General features: G+C 66.7%; 17 protein-coding genes. 10 read left to right on the forward strand and 7 right to left on the reverse strand.

What is annotated here, in order from left to right; translation table 11 throughout:
* The first annotated feature begins 43 nt into the window (after nt 1-43).
* The 6 genes from ACYU98_RS04875 to ACYU98_RS04900 are packed head-to-tail and all read left to right on the forward strand — an operon-like array spanning nt 44 to nt 8,550.
* Nucleotides 44-1,459, forward strand: a complete 1,416-nt coding sequence (locus tag ACYU98_RS04875; RefSeq protein ID WP_460467069.1) for a xanthine dehydrogenase small subunit — start codon at nt 44-46, stop codon at nt 1,457-1,459.
* Nucleotides 1,456-3,726 (forward strand): xanthine dehydrogenase molybdopterin binding subunit, encoded by a 2,271-nt coding sequence (gene xdhB / locus ACYU98_RS04880; protein WP_460467070.1) that lies wholly within the window; start codon nt 1,456-1,458, stop codon nt 3,724-3,726. Before ACYU98_RS04875 ends, xdhB begins: the two co-directional genes overlap by 4 nt.
* Before the next feature lies 1 nt (nt 3,727).
* Nucleotides 3,728-4,534, forward strand: a complete 807-nt coding sequence (gene xdhC / locus ACYU98_RS04885; protein ID WP_460467071.1) for a xanthine dehydrogenase accessory protein XdhC — start codon at nt 3,728-3,730, stop codon at nt 4,532-4,534.
* The gene (locus ACYU98_RS04890) at nt 4,531-5,808 is read left to right on the forward strand and encodes a guanine deaminase (RefSeq protein WP_460467072.1); all 1,278 of its coding nucleotides are present in this window, start codon (nt 4,531-4,533) and stop codon (nt 5,806-5,808) included. Before xdhC ends, ACYU98_RS04890 begins: the two co-directional genes overlap by 4 nt.
* The gene (locus tag ACYU98_RS04895) at nt 5,805-6,551 is read left to right on the forward strand and encodes an IclR family transcriptional regulator (protein WP_460467073.1); all 747 of its coding nucleotides are present in this window, start codon (nt 5,805-5,807) and stop codon (nt 6,549-6,551) included. The genes ACYU98_RS04890 and ACYU98_RS04895 overlap by 4 nt, the downstream gene beginning before the upstream one ends.
* Nucleotides 6,552-6,591: 40 nt before the next feature.
* Nucleotides 6,592-8,550 (forward strand): MFS transporter, encoded by a 1,959-nt coding sequence (locus ACYU98_RS04900; protein ID WP_460467074.1) that lies wholly within the window; start codon nt 6,592-6,594, stop codon nt 8,548-8,550.
* Nucleotides 8,551-8,608: 58 nt separating this feature from the next.
* Here ACYU98_RS04900 and ACYU98_RS04905 read toward each other — a convergent pair whose 3' ends face one another.
* Nucleotides 8,609-9,799 (reverse strand): NlpC/P60 family protein, encoded by a 1,191-nt coding sequence (locus ACYU98_RS04905; protein WP_460467075.1) that lies wholly within the window; start codon nt 9,797-9,799, stop codon nt 8,609-8,611.
* A gap of 146 nt (nt 9,800-9,945) precedes the next feature.
* Between ACYU98_RS04905 and ACYU98_RS04910 the strand changes: the two genes are divergently transcribed.
* Nucleotides 9,946-10,749 carry an aldo/keto reductase gene (locus ACYU98_RS04910; RefSeq protein ID WP_460467076.1) on the forward strand — a complete coding sequence of 268 codons (804 nt, stop codon included), beginning with the start codon at nt 9,946-9,948 and terminating at the stop codon, nt 10,747-10,749.
* A gap of 47 nt (nt 10,750-10,796) precedes the next feature.
* On the forward strand, nt 10,797-11,309 hold the full coding sequence (locus tag ACYU98_RS04915; RefSeq protein ID WP_460467077.1) for a DinB family protein: 513 nt from the start codon (nt 10,797-10,799) through the stop codon (nt 11,307-11,309).
* On the opposite strand, the gene ACYU98_RS04920 is transcribed toward ACYU98_RS04915, so the two are convergent.
* Nucleotides 11,300-12,013: a transporter substrate-binding domain-containing protein gene (locus ACYU98_RS04920; protein ID WP_460467078.1), complete on the reverse strand. Its 714-nt coding sequence runs from the start codon at nt 12,011-12,013 to the stop codon at nt 11,300-11,302. The genes ACYU98_RS04915 and ACYU98_RS04920 overlap by 10 nt on opposite strands.
* Nucleotides 12,014-12,093: 80 nt before the next feature.
* Here ACYU98_RS04920 and ACYU98_RS04925 point away from each other — a divergent pair, with 80 nt between their 5' ends.
* The gene (locus tag ACYU98_RS04925; RefSeq protein ID WP_460467079.1) at nt 12,094-13,125 is read left to right on the forward strand and encodes a GNAT family N-acetyltransferase; all 1,032 of its coding nucleotides are present in this window, start codon (nt 12,094-12,096) and stop codon (nt 13,123-13,125) included.
* A gap of 12 nt (nt 13,126-13,137) precedes the next feature.
* Here ACYU98_RS04925 and ACYU98_RS04930 read toward each other — a convergent pair whose 3' ends face one another.
* Nucleotides 13,138-15,150 (reverse strand): vWA domain-containing protein, encoded by a 2,013-nt coding sequence (locus tag ACYU98_RS04930; RefSeq protein ID WP_460467080.1) that lies wholly within the window; start codon nt 15,148-15,150, stop codon nt 13,138-13,140.
* Nucleotides 15,150-16,538: a magnesium chelatase gene (locus ACYU98_RS04935; RefSeq protein ID WP_460467081.1), complete on the reverse strand. Its 1,389-nt coding sequence runs from the start codon at nt 16,536-16,538 to the stop codon at nt 15,150-15,152. The genes ACYU98_RS04930 and ACYU98_RS04935 overlap by 1 nt, the downstream gene beginning before the upstream one ends.
* 76 nt (nt 16,539-16,614) lie before the next feature.
* Between ACYU98_RS04935 and ACYU98_RS04940 the strand changes: the two genes are divergently transcribed.
* Nucleotides 16,615-17,793 (forward strand): acyl-CoA dehydrogenase family protein, encoded by a 1,179-nt coding sequence (locus tag ACYU98_RS04940; RefSeq protein WP_460467082.1) that lies wholly within the window; start codon nt 16,615-16,617, stop codon nt 17,791-17,793.
* A 72-nt stretch (nt 17,794-17,865) separates the two neighbouring features.
* Here the strand turns inward: ACYU98_RS04940 and ACYU98_RS04945 are convergent, their stop codons facing one another.
* The 3 genes from ACYU98_RS04945 to ACYU98_RS04955 all read right to left on the reverse strand — a co-directional run bounded on the left by ACYU98_RS04945 (nt 17,866) and on the right by ACYU98_RS04955 (nt 20,553).
* Nucleotides 17,866-19,680, reverse strand: coding sequence for an HNH endonuclease signature motif containing protein (locus ACYU98_RS04945; protein WP_460467083.1), 1,815 nt, complete (start codon nt 19,678-19,680; stop codon nt 17,866-17,868).
* A gap of 321 nt (nt 19,681-20,001) precedes the next feature.
* Complete coding sequence (locus ACYU98_RS04950) at nt 20,002-20,268, reverse strand: WCX domain-containing protein (protein ID WP_460467084.1); 267 nt, start codon at nt 20,266-20,268, stop codon at nt 20,002-20,004.
* Nucleotides 20,269-20,553, reverse strand: a complete 285-nt coding sequence (locus ACYU98_RS04955; RefSeq protein ID WP_460467085.1) for a hypothetical protein — start codon at nt 20,551-20,553, stop codon at nt 20,269-20,271.
* Between the last annotated feature and the right edge of the window lie 171 nt (nt 20,554-20,724).

The following is a 20,724-nucleotide window of genomic DNA, read 5'->3' on the forward strand; positions in this document are numbered from 1 at the left end:
GAAGGGATTCGTTCCCAACCATGCTCGTGGTGGAAGGGGTGCGATGAGCAGTCGACCGGAATTGACCTTGAATGGACGCGCGCAGTCGATGGAGGGCGTCGACCCAGCCAGTAATGCGCTCGACCTGATCCGCAATGCGGGTTTCACCGGCGCCAAAGAGGGTTGTGCCGAGGGGGAGTGTGGCGCCTGTTCGGTGATGGTGCTGCGCCCCGACGGCGAGGGTTCGCGGTGGACCGCGATCAACGCCTGCCTGATCCCCGCGCTGAGCCTGGACGGTCAGGAAGTGGTGACCGCAGAGGGCCTCGGCTCGCCCGCTGAGCTGCACCCTGTCCAGCGGGAGATGGCGGTCCGCGGCGGGTCTCAATGTGGATACTGCACACCGGGATTCGTCTGCTCGATGGCTGCTGAGTACTACCGTCCCGACCGCGTCGCCGGCGAAGCCCGCGCCGAACGCGGCGCCAACGGGTTCGACCTACACGCGCTCTCCGGAAATCTGTGCCGGTGCACGGGATACAGGCCGATCCGCGACGCGGCGTACGCCCTCGGTGTAGTCGGAGACGACGAACGAGCCGGGCGTTGTGCACACCCTGCGCCCGAGGCCGCAGAAACCGAGGTCGACGGTTACCACCGGCCGGCGGATCTCGCGACCGCGCTGCAACTGCTCGCCGAAGACCCCGAGATGACCGTGGTCGCCGGCTCGACCGACTGGGGCGTCGAGGTGAACATCAAGGGCGTGCGCGCCCGCCGGGTCGTGGCGATCGACCGCCTTCCTGAACTGCGCACCTTCGAGTTCGCCGACGATCACGTCGAGATCGGGGCCGCGCTCACCTTGAGTGAGGTTGAGCGGTTGCTCGATGGCCGGATTCCATTGTTGGACAAGCTGTTCTCGCAGTTCGCCTCCCGGCTGATCCGCAATGGCGCGACCTTCGGTGGCAACCTCGGAACCGGATCGCCGATCGGTGACACCCCTCCGGTGTTGCTCGCCCTGGACGCGGAGTTGGTGCTCGCCTGCGTGGGTGGGGAGCGCGTGGTGCCGCTGGACGACTACTTCACCGGTTATCGGCAGAGCGTTCGTGACGCTGGCGAGCTGATCCGCGCGATCCGTTTTCCGCGGCCCGCCCCGGGAGCGCTCACCGAGTTCCACAAGATCGCCAAGCGGCGGTTCGACGACATCAGCAGTGTCGCCGTCGCGGTGGTCATCGAGGTCGAGAACGGCCTGGTTGCTCGGGCCCGCATCGGGCTCGGAGGGGTGGCCGCCACTCCGATCCGCGCGATAGCCACCGAAGCCGCGCTGCAGGGTCAACCCTGGAATGCCGAGACGATCGACGCGGCCGCCGCGCTGCTCGCCGCCGAGGGCACCCCGCTGGACGACCACCGCGCCAGTGCCCGCTATCGCTCAGCGATGTTGGGAACCAGCCTGCGCAGACTGTTCGCCGACCAGCAGGGGGTTTCACGATGAGTGTCCTTTCCCAGCGGCCGACGAACGCCGTTGTCGGACAAGAGATTCCCCACGAGTCCGCGGCGTTGCATGTGACCGGTCAAGCGCTCTACACCGACGACCTCGTTGGCAGGACGCACGGCGTTCTCCACGCCCACCCGGTGCAGGCGACGATTGCCCACGGCTGGGTGCGCTGGATGGACGTCGCTCCCGCGTACGACATTCCGGGTGTGGTGCGTGTTCTCACCGCCGACGACGTTCCGGGGGTCAACGACGCCGGCATCAAACACGACGAACCGCTGTTCCCGACCGAGGTGATGTTCCACGGCCATGCGATCGCGTGGGTTTTGGGGGAGACCCTCGAAGCGGCGCGCCTCGGGGCCTCAGCCGTGAGCGTGACCTACGACGAACTGCCGTCGCTGATCAAGGTCACCGATGCGATCGAGGCTGACAGCTTTCAAGGCGCTCAGCCGCGGATGGTGCGCGGTGATGTTGAGGCCGGGCTGGCAGGGGCGGACCGTGTCTTCGAGGGCGTGTTCGAGTTCGCCGGACAAGAGCACTTTTATCTGGAGACCCACGCCTCGCTGGCGCAGGTCGACGAGAACGGCCAGATCTTCGTGCAGTGCTCAACGCAGCACCCCACCGAGACCCAAGACATCGTCAGCCACGTGCTCGGGCTCGACGCTCACCACGTGACGGTGCAGTGCCTGCGGATGGGTGGCGGCTTCGGCGGCAAGGAGATGCAGCCCCATGGTTTCGCGGCCATTGCCGCCCTCGGCGCGACGCTGACCGGTCGCCCCGTACGCCTGCGATTGACGCGCAATCAGGACATGACGATGTCCGGCAAGCGGCACGGTTTTCACGCCTCGTGGAAGGTCGGATTCTCCACCGACGGCCTGTTGCAGGCGCTCGACGTGGTGTTGACCGCCGACGGTGGGTGGAGTCTCGACCTCTCCGAACCAGTGCTGGCTCGCGCGCTCTGCCACGTCGACAACGCTTACTGGATTCCGAACGTACGCGTGCATGGTCGCGTTGCCCGCACCCACAAGACATCGCAGACCGCGTTCCGCGGATTCGGTGGTCCGCAGGGGATGTTGGTGATCGAGGACATCATCGGTCGGGTCGCACCGCAGCTCGGCCTCGAGGCCCACGACCTGCGCCGACGCAACTTCTACGTCGACGGGCAGGAGACGCCGTACGGGCAGCCGGTGCGCCACCCGGAGCGGATCGCCGCCTGTTGGGAGGGTGTTGAGCGTGGCGGTGAACTCGATCGGCGCCGGCAGGAGGTGGCCGAGTTCAACGCGACTCACGCGGACCGCAAGCGCGGGCTGGCGATCACCCCGGTGAAATTCGGCATCTCGTTCAACTTCACCTCCTTCAATCAGGCGGGTGCGCTGGTCCACGTCTACAAGGACGGGTCGGTGTTGATCAACCACGGCGGCACCGAGATGGGTCAGGGGCTGCACACCAAGATGTTGCAGGTCGCCGCGACGACCCTGCAGGTTCCGCTCGATCGGATCCGGCTCGCCCCGACCCGAACCGACAAGGTGCCGAACACCTCCGCGACAGCGGCGAGTTCGGGCGCCGACCTCAACGGTGGCGCGGTCAAGGATGCCTGCGAGCAGATCCTGCAGCGACTCGAAAAGGTGAAGGCCGACGCCGCCGACGACCTCGACTGGGAATCGGTCGTCAAGAAGGCCTACTTCGACCGGGTGCAACTGTGGGCGGCGGGCTACTACAGAACCGAGGGTCTGCACTGGGACGCCTCGATCATGCACGGCTCGCCGTTCAAATATTTCGCGTACGGCGCCGCTGCCACCGAGGTTGAGGTCGACGGGTTCACCGGGGCTTACACGACTCGCCGGGTCGACATCGTTCACGACGTCGGCGATTCGCTGTCGCCGCTAGTCGACATCGGCCAGATCGAGGGCGGGTTCGTGCAGGGCGCCGGGTGGCTCACCTTGGAGGACCTGCGCTGGGACGAATCCGATCGGCCGAGCCGTGGCCGGTTGGCGACGCAGGCCGCCTCGACGTACAAGCTGCCGAGTTTCTCGGAGATGCCGCAGCAGTTCAACGTCTCCCTGCTTGACCATGCCCACGAAGACGGGGTCGTCTACGGCTCGAAGGCGGTGGGGGAGCCGCCGCTGATGTTGGCTTTCTCCGTACGCGAGGCCCTGCGCCAGGCGGCGGCGGCCTTTGGTCCAAGCGGCGTCAGCGTCGAACTTGCCTCTCCCGCAACGCCGGAGGCGGTCTACTGGGCGCTTGAATCCGCCCGCTCAGCGGGCTGACATGCACTGGATCGAGGCGATTTCCCGACTGCGCGAGCAGCGGGTGGCGGCGGTGTTGGTGACGTTGACCGACGTACGCGGTCATGCCCCGCGCGCGGCCGGCGCGAAGATGGTTGTCACCGCCACCGATGTCCACGGCTCTGTCGGTGGCGGCAATCTGGAAGAAACTGCCGTGCAGGTCGCCCGGGCCATGCTCGCCGACGGCGACCAAGCCACCACGCAACGTCGCTTCTCGCTCAGTGAACACGCTGCTGCCGACTACGGGGTGCAGTGCTGCGGCGGCGAGGTCGGGGTGTTGTTCGAGCCGTTGCCTGTCCGGCCGGCGGTTGCGATCTTCGGCATGGGCCACGTCGGCCAGGAGCTCGGGCTCATCCTGTCGCGCCACGACCTCGACCTGCATCTCATTGACTCTCGGCGCGACCAGGTGGAGGGATTGCGGATCGAGGATTCGATCGCGACCGTTCATCGACACCACTCGCCGGTTCCCGAACTTGCACTCGGTGAGATCCCGGCGGGCAGCCATGTTCTGGTGATGACCCACGACCACGCCGAGGATGCCGCGCTCTGCGACACGGCGCTGCGTTGTGGCCACCTCGGGTCCATCGGGCTGATCGGTTCGCGGGCGAAGTGGCGGCGATTCGAGAAGCTGCTGGCGCAACAAGGGCATTCGCCCGAACAGATCGGCCGGATCCGGTGTCCCATCGGGGTGGCGATGATCAGGGGCAAGGAGCCTGCGGTGATCGCGGTATCGGTCGCGGCAGAACTGTTGTCGATGTTCGCAACGGCGACGGTCGAGGTGCAGGGGTGACGGTCTATCTCGCGACCGTCCTGGACACCCCGGACAGTCCCTTCGACGGTGCCCCGCTCCGGGCGGCCGAACAGTTCGCGTTGCGGGTTGTCGACGGCGTCATCACCCATCGCGACACCCCGGCCGCAATCGATGCCCTCTTTCCCGGCGAAGAGCGAGTGGATCTCGCCGGCGGTGTCCTGCTGCCAGGGATGGTCGACACCCACGTGCACTACCCGCAGCTGCGGGTCATCGGCGCGCTCGGCATGCCGTTGCTGGACTGGCTCGACCGCGCGGCGCTGCCCGAGGAACTGAAGATGGCCGACGCGGAACAGGCGGAACTGGTGGCGCGGGGGTTCCTGCGCGGGCTGCGGGAGGCCGGCACCACCACCGCGTTGGTCTTCGGCTCCCATTTCGCCTCGGCGATGGATGTCTTCTTCACCCAGGCTCGCGCCAGCCGGCTGCGGATCACCAGTGGTCTGGTTCTCAGCGATCGAATCCTGCCGGCGGGTCTGCTGACCACGCCGGAGCGGGCGTACGCCGAATCGATCGACCTCGTCGATCGGTGGCATGGCGTCGACCGGCTGCGCTACGCCGTCACTCCGCGCTTCTCGTTGTCGGCCGGCGACGAGATGCTTCGGGCGTGCGGTGAGGTCCTGCGTGACCGGGACGGGTTGTTCTTCACCTCCCACCTGAACGAGAACACCCGCGAGATCGCTGAGGTGGAGCAGTTGTTCGGCGGCCGCAGCTACGTGCAGACCTATGCCAGCCACGGGCTGCTGTCCGAGCGGGCCGTGCTCGCTCACAATGTCCATCCCAGCGACGCGGAGCTGGCCGACCTCGCGGCATCGAAGACCACGGTGGCCCACTGTCCGACCAGCAATTCAGCGCTCGGCAGCGGACTTTTTCCGATGAAACGGCATGTGGCGCAAGGAGTTCGGGTCGCCCTTGGCAGCGATGTCGGCGCTGGTTCGGGCTATTGCCTGTTCAAGGAGGGGCTGCAGTCCTACTTCGCCCAGCAGTTGCTTGGCGACGACGGGCTTCCATTGACGGCCGCTCACCTGCTCTATCTCGCCACCCGCGCCGGGGCGATCGGGCTCGGGCTGGGTGACCGGGTCGGCGACCTGAGTGTCGGCAAGGAGTTCGATGCGATCTGGGTGAAGCCGGCCGAGGGAAACCCCCTCGACCTGGGGATCAATCACGCGCAGAACTCTGAGGATGTGCTGGCCAAGATCTTCACGCTCGCTACGACGACCGACATCCAGGCCGTCTGGGTCGGCGGCGAACAGCTGTGACCGAGCCAGGCGGCGTACGCTCCCTCGCCCGAGCCTTCGGGCTGCTCGAGTTGATTGCCGACGAGGGTGGCTCGGCGACGGTTTCGCGGCTGTCCGAGCTGGCCGGCCTGCCGCTCGGCACCGCGCACCGGATGCTGCGCACGCTGGTCGACCTGGGTTATGCCCGGCAGGAGCCGACGAAGGAATACTCGCTCGGCCCGCGCCTGGTGCGCCTTGGCGATGTTGCGACCCAGTCGATTGCGCGCTGGGCGCGACCGGCGATGCAGCAGGTGGTGCGGATGACGGGGGAGTCGGTGAATATCGCCGCACTCGACGGGGACCAGATCGTCTACCTCGGACAGGTGATGCCGTCGAACAATTCAATGCGGATGTTCACCGAGGTCGGGCGCCGGGTTCTGCCCCACACCACCGCCGTCGGGAAGGCGATCATGGCGCGGATGGAGCCGGTCGACGTCCGAGCGTTGCTCGATCGCACCGGGATGGCCCAACTCACCCCGCATACCTACGGCGACATCGAATCGTTCGCCCAGGAGCTGACCCGCACGCGCCATCGCGGCTACGCGCTGGACGAGCAGGAGCAGGAGATCGGCGTACGGTGCGTCGCCGTTGCCGTGCCCGCGGCCCAACAGCGTCTCGCGCTGTCGATGTCGGGGCCGACGACTCGGATGACCGACGAGGTGATCGGCGCGGCGATTGGGCCGTTGCGGCAAGCGGCCGGGCGGGTCGCGGCGGAGCTGGAATGATTTGGTGAATAGTTGACCGATGCAATAATCTGACCGACAAATGCCTGCCACGATGATCCCCGCCACCATGCCCGCCGCTCGGCATCGCGCGTCCGCCGGACGCCCCGCCTCGCTCATTACCGCCGTACTGGCCATCACCGGAACGCTCGTCGCGCTCCAGCAGACGCTCGTCGTTCCGCTGCTGCCCGAAGTGCCGGCGCTGCTGCACACCTCGGCTGACAACGGTTCGTGGCTGGTGACCTCGACGCTGCTCACCTCGGCGGTCGCGACCCCGATCGTGTCGCGTTGCGCCGATATGTACGGCAAGCGCCGGATGATGGTGGTGTCACTGGTCACGATGATGATCGGGTCGGTGATCGGCGCACTGGGCGACCAGCTGTGGATTGTCATTGTTGGCCGCTCACTGCAGGGTTTCGCGGCAGCTTTGGTGCCGGTCGGCATCTCGATCATGCGGGACGAACTGCCGCGCGAGAAGGTCGGCGGCGCGGTCGCGCTGATGTCGGCAACGTTGGGCATCGGCGCCGCAATCGGTCTGCCGCTGTCGGGCTACATCTACGCCAACTTCGACTGGCACGCGCTGTTCTGGGTGAGCGCTGCCGGCGCACTGGTGATGCTCATCGCGATCCTGGTGATCGTGCCGGAGTCGAGCATCCGGGCACCGGGTCGCTTCGACATGGTCGGCGCGTTGCTGCTGTCGGCCGCGCTCGTCTGCTTCCTGCTCGCGGTTTCCAAGGGCGGCGACTGGGGTTGGGCCAGCGAGACCACGATGCTTTCCTTCGTTGCTGCAGCCGTGTTCGTGGCGCTGTGGCTGCCCTGGGAACTGCGCACCTCCAACCCGATGGTTGACCTGCGCACGGCGAGTCGCCGGCCGATCCTGCTGACGAACATCGCGTCGGTCCTTATCGGTCTGTCGATGTTCGTGAACCTCATCTCGACGACCCAACTGCTCCAGTTGCCCAAGGGGACCGGCTACGGGTTCGGCCTGAGCGTGCTCGACGCCGGCCTGTGTGTCCTCCCCGCCGGCCTGATGATGGTTCTGATGTCGCCCGTCACGGCGGCGATCACCCGTCGGTGGGGTGGGAAGTATTCGCTGCTGATCGGTGCCGCCGTGTTGGGTGGCAGTTACATCGTGCGGGTCTTCCTCACCGGTTCGGTGTGGCAGGTCGCGCTCGGTTCGGTGCTGAGCAGCACCGGAACCGCCATCGCCTACGCCGCGATGCCGAACATCATCATGGCCAACTCACCGATCAGCGAGACGGCGGCGGCCAACGGCTTCAACGCCCTGCTCCGCGCGGTCGGCACATCCACTTCCAGCGCCGTTGTCGCGGCCGTGTTGTCCACGGTGGTCATCGACTTCCACGGTCAGGCGCTGCCCACCATCGAGGCATTCCAGTACATCTTCTGGATCGCGGCCGCTGCCGGGCTCGCCTCCGCGCTGGTGGCGGTGTTCATCCCCTCCGGGCGCACCGTTGAACCGGTCGCGGCCAAGGCCGGCGATGACGTGATGATCCATGGGTTTGCGCGCAGTGCGAACGGCAATGTCGCCCGCAACGCGGTGGTCACCCTGCTGACCGACGCCGGCGACAAGGTCGACTGGTCGCGCGTGGAGCCCGACGGGTCGTACTCCCTGGTCCTGCCGGGTGCCGGTGTCTACCAACGGATTACCAACGCCGACGGATATCTGCCACGGGCCGACCTGGTCAGCATCACCGGAGACGGCGCCTACGACGTCGAACTCGGCGAGCGTCTGGAACTGCACGGTCGCGCGTTGCTGAACGGCACCCCGGTCGCGGGGGCACTCATCACCGTGACCTCACCCACCGGCGAGGTTGAGCACACCGCGGTGACCGACCAATCAGGTCGATTCTCGATTCCGCTGGCGATCACCGGTCGCCACGTGGTGAGCGCCATCGACCCCGCCACTGGCGCCTCGGCGTCGCGTCACACGGTCGTGTTGGGCACGATCGAGCCGATCACCCTGGCACTCCAGAAGCACTGACCCGCACTTCGGACTGCAGTTCGCCGTCGGTCGACGAACTGCAGCCCCGAGCCGGGAGTCACCGACTGAGCATCGGGCGGCCTCCTGCGGCCCCGCCACAGCTCGGCAGACCGAAGTTGGCCGGGCCCTTCATGAACACGTTGTTCACGTAGCCGTGCAGCTCCGGCGAATACGACCACAGGTCGTTGCTCCAGGCGCCGTCGGTGACCGTTTGTCCGCGCTTCTGGCAGGTGAATCCGTGACTGGACGGCTGCACCTTGCCCATCGCCGTACTCCGGGAAGTGGCATCCTTGCGGACGTTTACGTCGGTGGCCCAGATGGTGAGCCTCTTGGCCGCCGGCGCTTTCGCTGTCGGTGCCTTCGGCGCAGGGGCCTTCGGTGCCGGTGTCTTGGCCGCGCCACAGGCTGGCAACCGGTAGTCGGAGGGGCCGCTCATGAACACGTTCGCGATGTAGCCCCGCAACTCCGGCGAGTAGGACCAGAGCGCGTTGGTATAGCCGTGGGCGGAGACCTGCTGGCCACGCTTCTGGCAGGTGAACCATTGCTTCGAGGGGTTGATCGTTCCCATTCGCGCGCTCGCGGAGGTGGCATCCCGGCGTACGTTGACCGACGTTGCGTAGATCGAGATCTGCTTGGCACCCTTGACCGGCGCGGGCGGCGGGTTGTGGGTACTGCCGGACTTACCTTGGTAGCGGTAGACACCGACCACCTTGCGAGTGGAGTTGTACCAGGAACGGTCGAGCGTGGTGGTCCGCAGTGGGATCCCGGTTGCGGGTGCTTCGACGATGCGGCCGGCACCGATGTACATCACGGTGTGTCCGGACCCGTCCGGGTGGCGGTAGACGATGACATCGCCCGCCTGCAGAGCTGACTTGTCGAGGGCAACGGACGCGAATCCTTTGCTCGTCAGCGCCGACATTTCGCCGGTGGAGAGGTTCCCCCAGTCTGTACCGGTCGCTTTGTACCACGCGTAGCGCAAGAGTCCCGAGCAGTCGAAACCGTTGCCGGTCATGCCGGGCGAGTCACCGTGGCCGCCGCCCCAAACGTACGGCGTCTCCTTGTGGACCTCGTTGCAGGCGGTGCGGATCGCGGTCTTCACCGCGGCACTGGCGTCGCTCGGCGCGACGCAGAGTGTGTCGGCGTGGGCCGGCGAACTTAGTTGGGTGGCGAGGGTCATTCCACCGAAGACCGTGGCGGTCCCGAATGCGCCCGCCGTGGCGATGGTGGCGATCTTCTTGTTCTTCAACATGGCGTGGATTCCTTCGGATCTTCGGCCCAACGCCCAGTGCGTCGAGCCGGGCATCCGATGGTCCGAATCACGCTGCGGGTCCGGGCAGATGTACCCACCCGACGCCCGGACCTTCGACATAGCATGCGCCGCCGTACGGTGGAGACATGGACTTTCCCGCGATCGGTTTCGGCACCTACCCACTGCGCGATGAGGAAGGCATCGAGGCGATGGTCTCGGCGCTGGAGGTTGGCTATCGCTACCTCGACACGGCCGTGAACTACGAGAATGAGCGCGAGGTCGGCGAAGCGCTGCGGCGAAGTGGTGTGTCGCGCGATGAGGTGCAGATCGCGACCAAGATTCCCGGTCGGTTCCACCACAAGGACCTTGCCCTTCAGTCGTTGCGTGACTCCGCGCGGCGGCTCGGCGTCGAACGGATCGACATCGGCCTGATCCACTGGCCCAACCCGAGCGTCGATCTCTATGTCGAGGCGTGGCAGGCCCTGATCGAAGCGCAGCGGGAGGGCTTGGTCGAGACCATCGGCGTCTCCAACTTCACCGCCGAGCACCTCTCGCGGATCGTCGACGAGACCGGCGTTCGGCCAGCGGTCAACCAGCTGGAGATTCACCCGTACTTCCCGCAGCAGGAGATGCTCGAGATCAACGGGTCCTACAACATTCACACCCAGGCGTGGAGCCCGCTGGGCAAGCGGGCGATGCCGCACCAGGAACAGGCCGTCGTCGACATCGCGCGGGCGCATGACGTGACGCCGGCGCAGGTGGTGTTGCGGTGGCATATCCACCGCGGCGTGATGCCGTTGCCGAAGTCGGCCACGTCGTCGCGCCAGCGGGAGAACCTCGAGGTGCTCGGCTTCGAACTCACCGCTGCGGAGATCGCGGCGGTGACCGCGCTCGGCAAGCCCGACGGACGCCTGTTCGGCGGAGATCCGAACACCCACGAGGAACAGTAGGGAAACTCGTTGGCGCCGTTGACGGTCGAGCCGTCAGGATCGCCTGCATGACGACTCGCGAACGCCCGCCTTTCGACGCCGACGAACGCACCAACCTGATGGGTTGGTATCAACTCCAGCGCGATGTTGTGCTGATGAAGTGCGAGGGGATCTCGCACGAAGACGCCCACCGGGTGGTGATTCCGACGTCGCCGCTGATGACGGTGGCCGGGCTGATCTCGCACCTCCGCTGGACCGAACACACCTGGTTCGAGGTGGCCTTCACGGGAACCGCTCCGACCGGTAGCCCGGCCTTCTCACAACGCACGGACGACCTGGACTTCATGGTCGCCGACCGTGAGATGGACCAGCTGCTGCGCGAATACCGGCGGCAATGCGACCGATCCGATCAGGTGATAGCTGGTGCGGAACTGGACGACCTCGGCGCTTTCGACGGGTTCCCCGCCGGCCACGCGTCGCTGCGCTGGATGATCGTCCACATGATTGAGGAGACCGCGCGCCACGCCGGCCAGCTCGACGTCATCCGCGAACTGCTCGACGGCGAGACTGGCTACTTCTGAGCCGCCGGAGCCACTCGTACGCCGCCCTGACCACTGCGCTCTAGGGAGTCGGCGACGAAGCCGTTGGCCTTCAGTTCCTCGACCGTACGATGCACGAACTGTGCCGTCTGCGCCGAAACACCCTTGCTGACCGCGACCGCCTGCCGGATCTGCATGAAGGCTTCTTCGATCAGTCGATGGCCGGCGTGGTCCGCGACGAACTGCGTTGCCGGCTGGCGAATTCCGGCTCCGACCTCCAGCGAGTCCGCGAGATAGACGGTGGTGCCGTCGACCCCTCGTACGAGCTCCGCATGCTGCAGGTTCCGGGAGAGGAAGAGGTCGTAGGCCGACCCCTCCTTCACCCCGATGCGCACCCCGGTGGTGTCGACATCCGCGACGCTGGCCAGCGGGCTGTCGGAGGGCACGACATAGACCCCCTCGATGAGTGCGTACGGGGCGCTGAAGGTCACTTCTTTCGCCCGTTGCGGCTCGGCGGCTAGGAAGCCCACGCCCGCGCGACCGTCGATCAGCGCGGCGAAGGAGTCCTTGGCCGCGGTGAAGCAGAGGAACTCCACGGGGACCCCGATCCGGGTGGCGAGTTCCCGGGCGAGGTCGACGGTGACGCCCCGCGGTTCCCGCGGATCGCCTTGGGCCAGAACCGGATTGCCGAGGTTGATCGAGGCGATGAGGGTGCCGGAGGGCGCCAGTTCCTGAGCAAGATCCATGCGCCCAGCCTACGAGGATGTGATCAGGCCGACGGGAGTGTTGCACCCTGGTTGCGCGTCGACCCGTAAGACTGGAGCCCATGACCGAGATGGACCTGCAGATCAATGGCCTGCCCGAAACACTCTCCGTTAGGACCCCCGACGAGAACGACGTTCCCGCTGTTGCAGCGCTCATGAGCGAATATCAACGGCTTGGCCGAGGTTCAGGGGTCGTTAACGAGGAGGCGATCTCGGCGCAAACCATCGGCATGGGGTCGTGGACGCGGCGGCAAGTGTTGGTCGAGCGGGCAGGCAAAGCCGTTGCGTTTCTGTCCGTGCACGACCGCGCCGCCGGCCGTACGGTCGTCGAGCCGGTCGTGGCCGCCGACCTTGACCCAGAGATCGCTGACCCGCTGGTGCACTGCCTGCTCGACGCAGCGCAGCGGTGGGCGCTGGAGATCGGCCGGATGCGGCGCTTGCGCGGCACCCTGCTCGACGGCTGGTCGTATGCCGGCGACGAACGGCAGCGTGGCTGGCTGTCGGCGGCTGGCTATGAGGACGTACGCACCTGGTGGCATATGTCCCGGCCGGTGAAACCCGTTGAGGAGCAGGAACTTCCGTTGCCGCGCGCCGGGGTCACCGTACGACGGGTAGAGACGCACGACGACGGACTGCCGGTCGCCCAGGACCTGCAAATCTTGCACCGACTGCTCGAGGAGTCATTCCAGGACCACTTCAGTTCCTATCGGGAGAGCTTCCCGGAGTTTGTGATGCGGCTGCGCGAGGATCCGGGGCACCGATGGGATCACTGGTGGTTGGCGACGATCGAGGTCGACGGGCAGGAGATGCCGGCCGGCGCCGTCGTGTCGTCGGTCAGCCCCGCGGATGCCGAGGGCGTCGAGGGCACGTACATCGACTACATCGGGGTCCACCGTCGGGCGCGCGGTCACGGGGTGGCCAAGGCGCTCATCTACGCGGTGATCTCCGACGCGGCGCAGCGCGGGCGGAACCGGGTTGGCTTGGAGGTCGATGCGGACTCGCCGACTGGTGCGAATGGGCTCTACGAATCGATGGGCTGGAAGACGACGTACGTCACCCAGTCGTGGCACAAGGACCTCGACGTCCCTCGCTGACCTCAGTCGTCGTCAGGCCCACCAGCCGCGGCCGAAACCGAGACCGTCGAAGCCGGTGGGGTCGTGCGGCAGGTCGCTACGTGAGTTGAGGAACGACCCGACCACCGCGGAGCCGAGGTCGTCGAGGTCAGGGGTGACGACGCGGCCGTCGACCGAGCGGGCCAGGTCGCGCAGGAACCCGCCGAGGCCGGGGTCTTCGCCCAGCTGGAAGAAGGTGGTCTGCGCGCCCAGTCGGCCGGCGGCCTGCAGCTCGGCCGAGGTGACCGCGATGGTGAACGGGTGGGGCGGGTAGTCGAAGAACGATTGCCCGTCGCGCTCCAGGTGAGCTGTCGGCTCGCCGTCGGTCACGATCAGCAGGACCGGCTGAGCGCTCGGATGGCGCCGGAAGAACCGGTTCGCCAGCAGCAGCCCGTGATGCAGGTTGGTGCCCTTGAACTGCATCCCGGACAACCCGGTGAGCTCCTCGATGTCCATCACCTCGGCGTGCCGGCCGAAGCCGATCAGCTGCAGGTGGTCGCCGCGGAATCGAGTGGAGATCAGTTGATGGAGCGCCAGAGCGGTGCGCTTCATCGGCACCCAGCGCCCGGCCCGAATCATCGAATAGGACGTGTCGACGAGCAGGGCCACCGCGGCCTGGGTGCGAGCCTCAGTCTCGACGACCTCGATGTCTTCCATCTGGATTCGTACGCCACCGGCAGCGGATCGGCCATCGACCGAGGTCCGTCGTACGGCGTTGGTGATCGTTCGTGTCACGTCCCACGACTGGGTGTCGCCGAACTCCCACTCCCTGGTCGACCCGGTGAACTCGCCGGCTCCGCCTGCTCGGTGCATGTCACGTTGGCCGGCGCGCCCGGACATCCGGTCGGCGACGTCCTTCAGCAGCGTCTTTCCCAGCTGGCGCATCGCTCGCGGCGAAAGGCGCAGCGCGCCGTCGGAGCCCTTGGTGAGGTAGCCGCGCTCTCTCAGTTCCCGCTCGAGTTGGGACAGGGTGCGGGCGTCGACCGCCGCTTCGGGGCCGAGCTGTCGGGTGAGCGCGTCGAGGTCAATGTCGGAAAGGTCGGCGCCGGCCCGCTCCTGGTCGAGTTGTTCGGTCAGGCGGTCGAGCTCGGCGAGGTCCTGCAACGCGCCCGTGCCGTCGCCGAGACCGAGACCCTCCTGGCCGTCGAATTGCTCTGAGCCACCCCAATCCTCGCCGGGGCGCAGTGCTTGCACCTGTTGATCCAGCTGGCCCAGTTGCTCCATGAGCTCCGGCGACCCGAACGCCTGCGCCGACAGTTGCATCAGCTCCTCGCGCTGCTCGGGCGTCATCGAATTGAGCATCCGTTGGGCGGCCGCGGAGCGGGCCGCGAGGGCGTCGAGCAGTTCGTCGAGCGTTTGCGGGTTCTCCGGGAAGAACTCGCCATGTTCTGCCATGAAGTCGGCGAAATCAGCGGGCGTGTCATCACCGCGAGATCGCTTCTCCAACAACGAATTCAGGTCCTTCAGCATGTCGGTAACAGCGGCGCGGTCCTCATCGGTGGCCGATTCGAGGGCCCGCTTCATCCCGGCGAATCGCTGCTCAAGTAGCTCCCGGCCCAGCAGGTCTTTGATCTGGTCGTATGCCTCCCGCGCGTCCGAGGAGCGCCACTTGTAGTCCGACAGATCCGAAACGGCCTGCGCCGGCGAGGAGGGCAGGTTCTCCATCCGCATTTCACCGAAGCGGGCGTCGTCGTCGAGGTCCCGCGCCAACTGTTTCCGCTCGGAGAGCACAGCCTTGTCGAGCAGCTCCTTGATTTGCTGCATCGTGCCGTTCAGGTTGTGCCGGGCGAGGATGTCATCGCGCCGCTGCGAAATCCGCTGGCTGAGGTCGTCGAGGCCGCGCTGGCGGTCCCCACCTCGGCGCAGGTATTCGCGCATTGCATGTTCGGGGGAGTAGCCAGCCATGACGTCCTCGCCGATCGACGCCAGCGCGTCGGCCAGGTCGATCGGCGGCGCCAGCGGATCAGGACCACCGTCGTAGCGGGTGTATCGGGCGCGGGACGACATCAGCCGTAGACCGTCTCACCATCGCCGGTCTGCTTGGCAATCCGGCGTACGAGGTAGAGCCCTTCCAATGCGAGTTCGATCGCGCAGGCTCGCTCGCCGTCGGTGGTCGCCGACAGGCGAGCCGCGAGGTCGTCATAGACGGTGGAGCCGCCCAGCTCGGGCAGGCTCTTGAGAACCGCGGTGGCCGCGACCCGCTCGCCGGTGGTCACCATCGAGCCACTCTCGAATGCTTCGACTAACGGAGCGAGGTCGATTCCGGCGAACAGGCTTCGTACGGTGTCGGCCGTCGCCTGTCGCAGGAGATGGTCGAGAACCGCGCGTTCACGCCCCTCCTCGCCGACCTCGAACTCGATCTTGCCGCCGAGAACGTCGACCGCTGTGCTGAGGTCGACCAGGCGCGCGACAGCCTCGGGTTCACCCTCAATCACCTTGCGGTGCAACGCTGCTGCTGCCACGGTCTCTGCGCCAGCGATGGAGAATCGAGCTGAGACACCGGAGCGTTGGTCGACCGCCGACGATTCCCGCAGCGCGCGGGTGAAGCGCGCGAGGATTTCCAGCAAGGGGCTCGGGACCTCCGCCACGAGATGGGCTTCCTGCTGGATCACCGCTATCTCGTCGGCGAGTTCAAGCGGGTAGTGGGTGCGGATCTCGGCGCCGAAGCGGTCTTTCAGCGGGGTGATGATGCGGCCGCGGTTGGTGTAGTCCTCCGGGTTCGCGCTGGCAAACACCAGGACGTCGAGCGGCAGCCGTAGCAGGTAGCCGCGGATCTGGATGTCGCGCTCTTCCATCACGTTGAGCATCGCGACCTGGATCCGCTCGGCGAGGTCGGGCAGCTCGTTGATCGCCACGATGCCGCGGTGGGCCCGCGGAATCAGCCCGAAATGGATGGTCTCCGGGTCGCCCAGACTGCGGCCTTCGGCCACCTTCATCGGGTCGACATCGCCGATCAGGTCGGCGACCGAGGTGTCGGGCGTCGCGAGTTTCTCGGCGTAGCGCTCGTCGCGGTGTCGCCAGGTGATCGGCAGGTCGTCGCCCAGTTCGGCAGCGCGCCGCTTCGCGGCATGGGTGATGGGGTCGAACGGGTGCTCGCCCAGTTCGGACCCTTCGATCACCGGAGACCACTCGTCCAGGAGTCCGACCAGCGTACGCAGGATCCGCGTCTTGCCTTGCCCGCGTTCGCCCAGCAGCACCACGTCATGGCCGGCGATCAGCGCGCGTTCCAGCTGCGGGATGACGGTGTCGCCGAGGCCGTGCAGGCCTGGCCAAGGGTCGCGGCCCTCGCCGAGGGCGGACAGCAGGTTGTCGCGGATTTCCCGGCGCAGGCTCTTGAGTTCGTGTCCGGAGGCGCGTAGTTGACCGAGGGTAGTGGCGGTGGGAGGTGTGCTCACTGCTTCACGCTACGTCGCGGACCGGCAGGTTGCCAGGGGTGGTCCATCCCGTCAGCCCAATGGGACGATGACGCACATGGCGACTCAAACCCCGATGGATCTGTTCGGCATCGATGCGCTCCTGCAACCGGATGAGCGCGACATGACTGCGTCCGTACGCGCGTTGCTCGACGAACACGTTCGTCCAAACCTGCCGGATTGGTTTGAGGCAGGCACCGTTCCGGTGCGCGAGATCGCCCCCTTGTTCGGTCAACTCGGGCTGCTCGGCATGCACCTGGAGGGATACGGCTGCGCCGGCACCTCGGCGACCGCGTACGGACTTGCCTGCCTCGAACTGGAAGCCGCCGACTCCGGCATTCGGTCGTTGGTGTCGGTGCAGGGCTCGCTGGCGATGTTCGCGATCTATCGCTGGGGCAGCGAGGAGCAGAAGCAGCAGTGGCTGCCGCGGATGGCGGCGGGCGAGGCCATCGGCTGTTTTGGGCTGACCGAGCCGGACTTCGGGTCGGACCCGGGCGGCATGCGCACCCGCGCGCGGAGCGACGGTGATGACTGGGTTCTGAACGGCACCAAGATGTGGATCACGAATGCTCCCGTCGCCGATGTCGCGGTCGTGTGGGCGCAAACCACCGACTCCAGTAAGGGGATCCGCGGGTTTGTGGTTCCGACCGACACCCCCGGTTTCAGCGCGCCGGAGATCAAGAAGAAGCTGTCGCTGCGAGCGTCGGTCACCGGCGAGCTGGTGTTGGAGGACGTCCGCCTGCCCGCTTCCGCGATGCTCCCTGACGCTGCCGGACTCTCGGGGCCGCTCAGCTGCCTGAACGAGGCGCGCTTCGGGATCATCTTCGGTGCGGTCGGCGCAGCTCGGGATTGCCTCGAGACGACGCTGTCGTACGCCGGCGACCGGCAGATTTTCGGCAAGCCACTGGCTGGCTATCAGCTGACACAGGCCAAGGTCGCGGACATGAGTCTGGAGCTGGGGAAAGCGATGCTGCTCGCCCTGCACCTCGGTCGGCTGAAGGATGCCGGTGGCGTCCGGCCCGAGCAGGTCAGCCTTGGCAAGCTGAACAACGTACGCGAGGCGATCAAGATTGCGCGCGAGTGTCGAACTTTGTTGGGCGCCAACGGAATCACGCTCGAATATCCGGTTCTGCGCCATGCGAACAACCTGGAGTCGGTGTTGACCTATGAGGGGACATCCGAGGTGCACCAGCTGATGATCGGGCAGGCACTGACAGGGGTGTCAGCCTTCCGCTGAGCGTCTCCGCGGATCCGCGACCCTTGACGGCGTCGCGGTCGATCGGTGGGTTGTCTTCACGCCGGGTTGTCTTCACGCCGGGTTGTCTTCACGCCACGTGTCGCCCTGCCGGTTGTTGCCCTGCCGGTTGTTGCCCTGCTGGCTCGCCTGCTGGCCGGCGATTTGGGCGGATATCCAGAGGATGCCGCCGCCTGCTGAGGTGATCGGGACGAGGTTGTCGCGATGGACGATGGTGTGGTGGGCGCAGCAGAGGGGGAAGCCGTTTTCGGCGTTCGTTTTGCCGCCTTTGGCCCAGGGGATGGCGTGGTGGATTTCGGTCCAGTCGGCGGGTCTTGTGCAGTCTTGGTAGGTGCAGCCGCCGTACTTTTGCAAGATTGCATGACGTAGGGCGCCGGTGTAGAGGCGTTGGGTTCGGCCGACGTCGAGGGGTTGGCTGGACGAGGCGAGGATCATCGGGATGATGGCGGCGTCGCAAGCGATTTGTCGGGCGGTAGTGGGGCTGAGAGTCAGGCCCTCGCGGGTGGTCGCGGCACCTGTTCCGCCGGTGCTGCGGATTTTTTCGGCGAGCATGTCGTAGTCGAGGGTGACGACCATCTGGGCGGGGCCGTTGGTGGCGATGGTGGGGTCGCCGTCGAGCCAGCGGGCGACGCGGTGCAGGAGCATCATGAGGGCGTCGATCCGTCGCTTTTCGGGGGTGCGGTCGTCGTCGGCGAGGCGGATGAGTTCGGCACGTTCCTGGAAGGTGTCCCCGGCTTCGCTGGCGGTCTTGCTCGGGCCAGCTGCTTCGCCGGACGTCTTGCTCGTGGCCGCCGCTTCGCCTGCTGCCTTACTCTCGCCAGCTGCTTTGCTCGCGCCGGTCTGGCCAGCGTCAACAGGCTTCCCGATGTGGCGGTGGTGGGGGTCGTTGCAGCAGGAGGTCTTGGGTGACGGGGCGGAGAGGGCATTGATGAGGTGTTTGAACTCGGCCGCGTGGTCGCCGGCGAGCAGGCCTTCGAAGCCAGTCATGCCGTCGTTGTCGTCCCAGATGCGTAGGTATTCGAGGCGTTCTTGTTCGGCCTCTTGATCATCAAGAGTGGAGCCTGTTTCGGGGGTGCCGTGTTCGGCGATGATCCGGCGAGTTAGTTCGTTGATCCCGGCTCGGCCGAGGGTGGCGGGAACGGACAAGAACCAGGCATGGATCTCATCGGTGGTCGCGGTCGGCAGGATCGCGGAGATGCGGCCGAGGTGTTCGAGGGCGGTTTTGGCAACGCTGGTCGAGGCATGACCTTCTTGTACGGCGACGGCCATGACGCGGTGGGCGGGGTGTCGGGAGGCTTGGGCGAGCTTCGCGATCCGAGTCGCGTGGGCTGGTTCGATCCCGGGGACTTGGAATGCGGCAGCAGCCGGCGATGCAGCCGAGGCCGCTGCAGGGTCGAGGGCCACCCCGGACTCATGACTACTGCTGGCGGCGTCGCCGGTTGAAGGGTCGGCAACTGTGTCGGGCGTCAGCGGTCCGGCGTTTCGGATGGCTTCGGCGGTGATGAGGTCGGTGGATCCTTGCCCGAGGGCGACGCGAGTGACCCATTGGGCGGGGCCCGCCGCGGTGGAGTTTGTGATGACGCCGCGGTCGATCGCGTCGGCGGTGATCACCACGAGGGCGGCCTCGGCGCGTTGCATGGCGATTGCCAACACGCGGGCGGCGTCGGTCAGTTCGGGCTCCGTCAGTTGGGTGCACGCGTCCGCCAAGACGGCTAGTTGCGGGATGACTGCGGTCACGTGGGCCAGGGCGTCGGGTCCGGAACCGGGCTCGAGCAGTCGCGCGTCGCCACAGGGTGGTGTGTCGGTCGGCGGGGTGTCCAGGGGGCGGTGACTGGCCGGGAGCGGCATGGTGAGTGTTGCGTTACTCATGCTCGACCCCCTTCGGTTTCGCGTTCGCCACTTCCCCATGTGATGTATTGATCGTACGCCTGTTCGAATCGCGATTCAAGGTTATGTATGAATGAATTGCGTTTATCCACAACCCAATTGGTACTGATCGGTATCCACAGGGGTGGGTCTTGGAGTTGACTTTGGGGTTGGACCAGCCGGGGTTTCGACTCGTCGTTCGTTCCTTGCGACGGCTCAACCAACGGGGGGAGGGGTCGCGACGGCTCAGCCAACGGAGGCTTCGCGACGGCTCAGCCAACGGAGGCTTCGCGACGGCTCAACCAGTGGAGCGTTCGTGACGGCTCAGCCGGCCGAGAAGCGGGCGGCCCAGTCGGCCAGCGCCTCCCGTACGGACGGCGAAGCCTCCTCGATCTCGAACGGCACCCCGGCCATGGCGAGTCCGAACAGTGCCCAGCCGGGGCTACTGGCATCAATCCTGACTCGGGACGTCGCGTCGTCGACCGGATCGACATCGCCGTAGCGACCCCATCGCTGCGCCATCTCTGCCGCGGGCGCGTGCAGCAGCGCTGTCGCCGTGGGGGTCTCGCCGCCGCTGATGCCGGCGCGCACCTAGGCAGCCGGATCTGCGCCTGGCACCTCGCGCGGGCGAAAGTTTGCCCTCGTTCCCGCTGCATCGGCGAGCGTGGCGAGGGTTGAGGCATCCACGGCGGGCGCAGAGCCGAACGGAACATCAACGGTGACGGCTCTTACGGCCTTCGCGCGACGGCGCAGTGGTGCGGGCAACGCCTGCATCACCTTGGACAACACAGACAGCGTCGCATCGCCCATTTCTCCGCCGGCGTGCGCGCTGCCGAGGGCCACGACGAGGGCGATCGCTTCCTGTTCGTCAACCACCAGCGGTGGCATCGTCGCGCCAGCCGCGAACCGGTAGCCACCCTCGGTTCGGGCGCGCTCACCACAGGCGTGGCCGCGGGCGGCAACGGCCTAGCCACAGGCGCGGCGGACCGGTGGCCACAGCCAGATACCCTGGAGCCTCCCGCCTTGCCGCTCCAGGAGAACCCTTGC

This window comes from Calidifontibacter terrae (genome assembly GCF_054778835.1).

What these genes read in the sequence shown, in the direction of transcription:
- ACYU98_RS04875 (WP_460467069.1), top strand. Translation starts at nt 44, where the DNA reads ATGAGCAGTCGACCGGAATTGACCTTGAATGGACGCGCGCAGTCGATG.
- xdhB (WP_460467070.1), top strand. Translation starts at nt 1,456, where the DNA reads ATGAGTGTCCTTTCCCAGCGGCCGACGAACGCCGTTGTCGGACAAGAG.
- xdhC (WP_460467071.1), top strand. Translation starts at nt 3,728, where the DNA reads ATGCACTGGATCGAGGCGATTTCCCGACTGCGCGAGCAGCGGGTGGCG.
- ACYU98_RS04900 (WP_460467074.1), top strand. Translation starts at nt 6,592, where the DNA reads ATGCCTGCCACGATGATCCCCGCCACCATGCCCGCCGCTCGGCATCGC.
- ACYU98_RS04905 (WP_460467075.1), bottom strand. Translation starts at nt 9,799, where the DNA reads ATGTTGAAGAACAAGAAGATCGCCACCATCGCCACGGCGGGCGCATTC.
- ACYU98_RS04910 (WP_460467076.1), top strand. Translation starts at nt 9,946, where the DNA reads ATGGACTTTCCCGCGATCGGTTTCGGCACCTACCCACTGCGCGATGAG.
- ACYU98_RS04915 (WP_460467077.1), top strand. Translation starts at nt 10,797, where the DNA reads ATGACGACTCGCGAACGCCCGCCTTTCGACGCCGACGAACGCACCAAC.
- ACYU98_RS04920 (WP_460467078.1), bottom strand. Translation starts at nt 12,013, where the DNA reads ATGGATCTTGCTCAGGAACTGGCGCCCTCCGGCACCCTCATCGCCTCG.
- ACYU98_RS04925 (WP_460467079.1), top strand. Translation starts at nt 12,094, where the DNA reads ATGACCGAGATGGACCTGCAGATCAATGGCCTGCCCGAAACACTCTCC.
- ACYU98_RS04930 (WP_460467080.1), bottom strand. Translation starts at nt 15,150, where the DNA reads ATGTCGTCCCGCGCCCGATACACCCGCTACGACGGTGGTCCTGATCCG.
- ACYU98_RS04940 (WP_460467082.1), top strand. Translation starts at nt 16,615, where the DNA reads ATGGCGACTCAAACCCCGATGGATCTGTTCGGCATCGATGCGCTCCTG.
- ACYU98_RS04945 (WP_460467083.1), bottom strand. Translation starts at nt 19,680, where the DNA reads ATGAGTAACGCAACACTCACCATGCCGCTCCCGGCCAGTCACCGCCCC.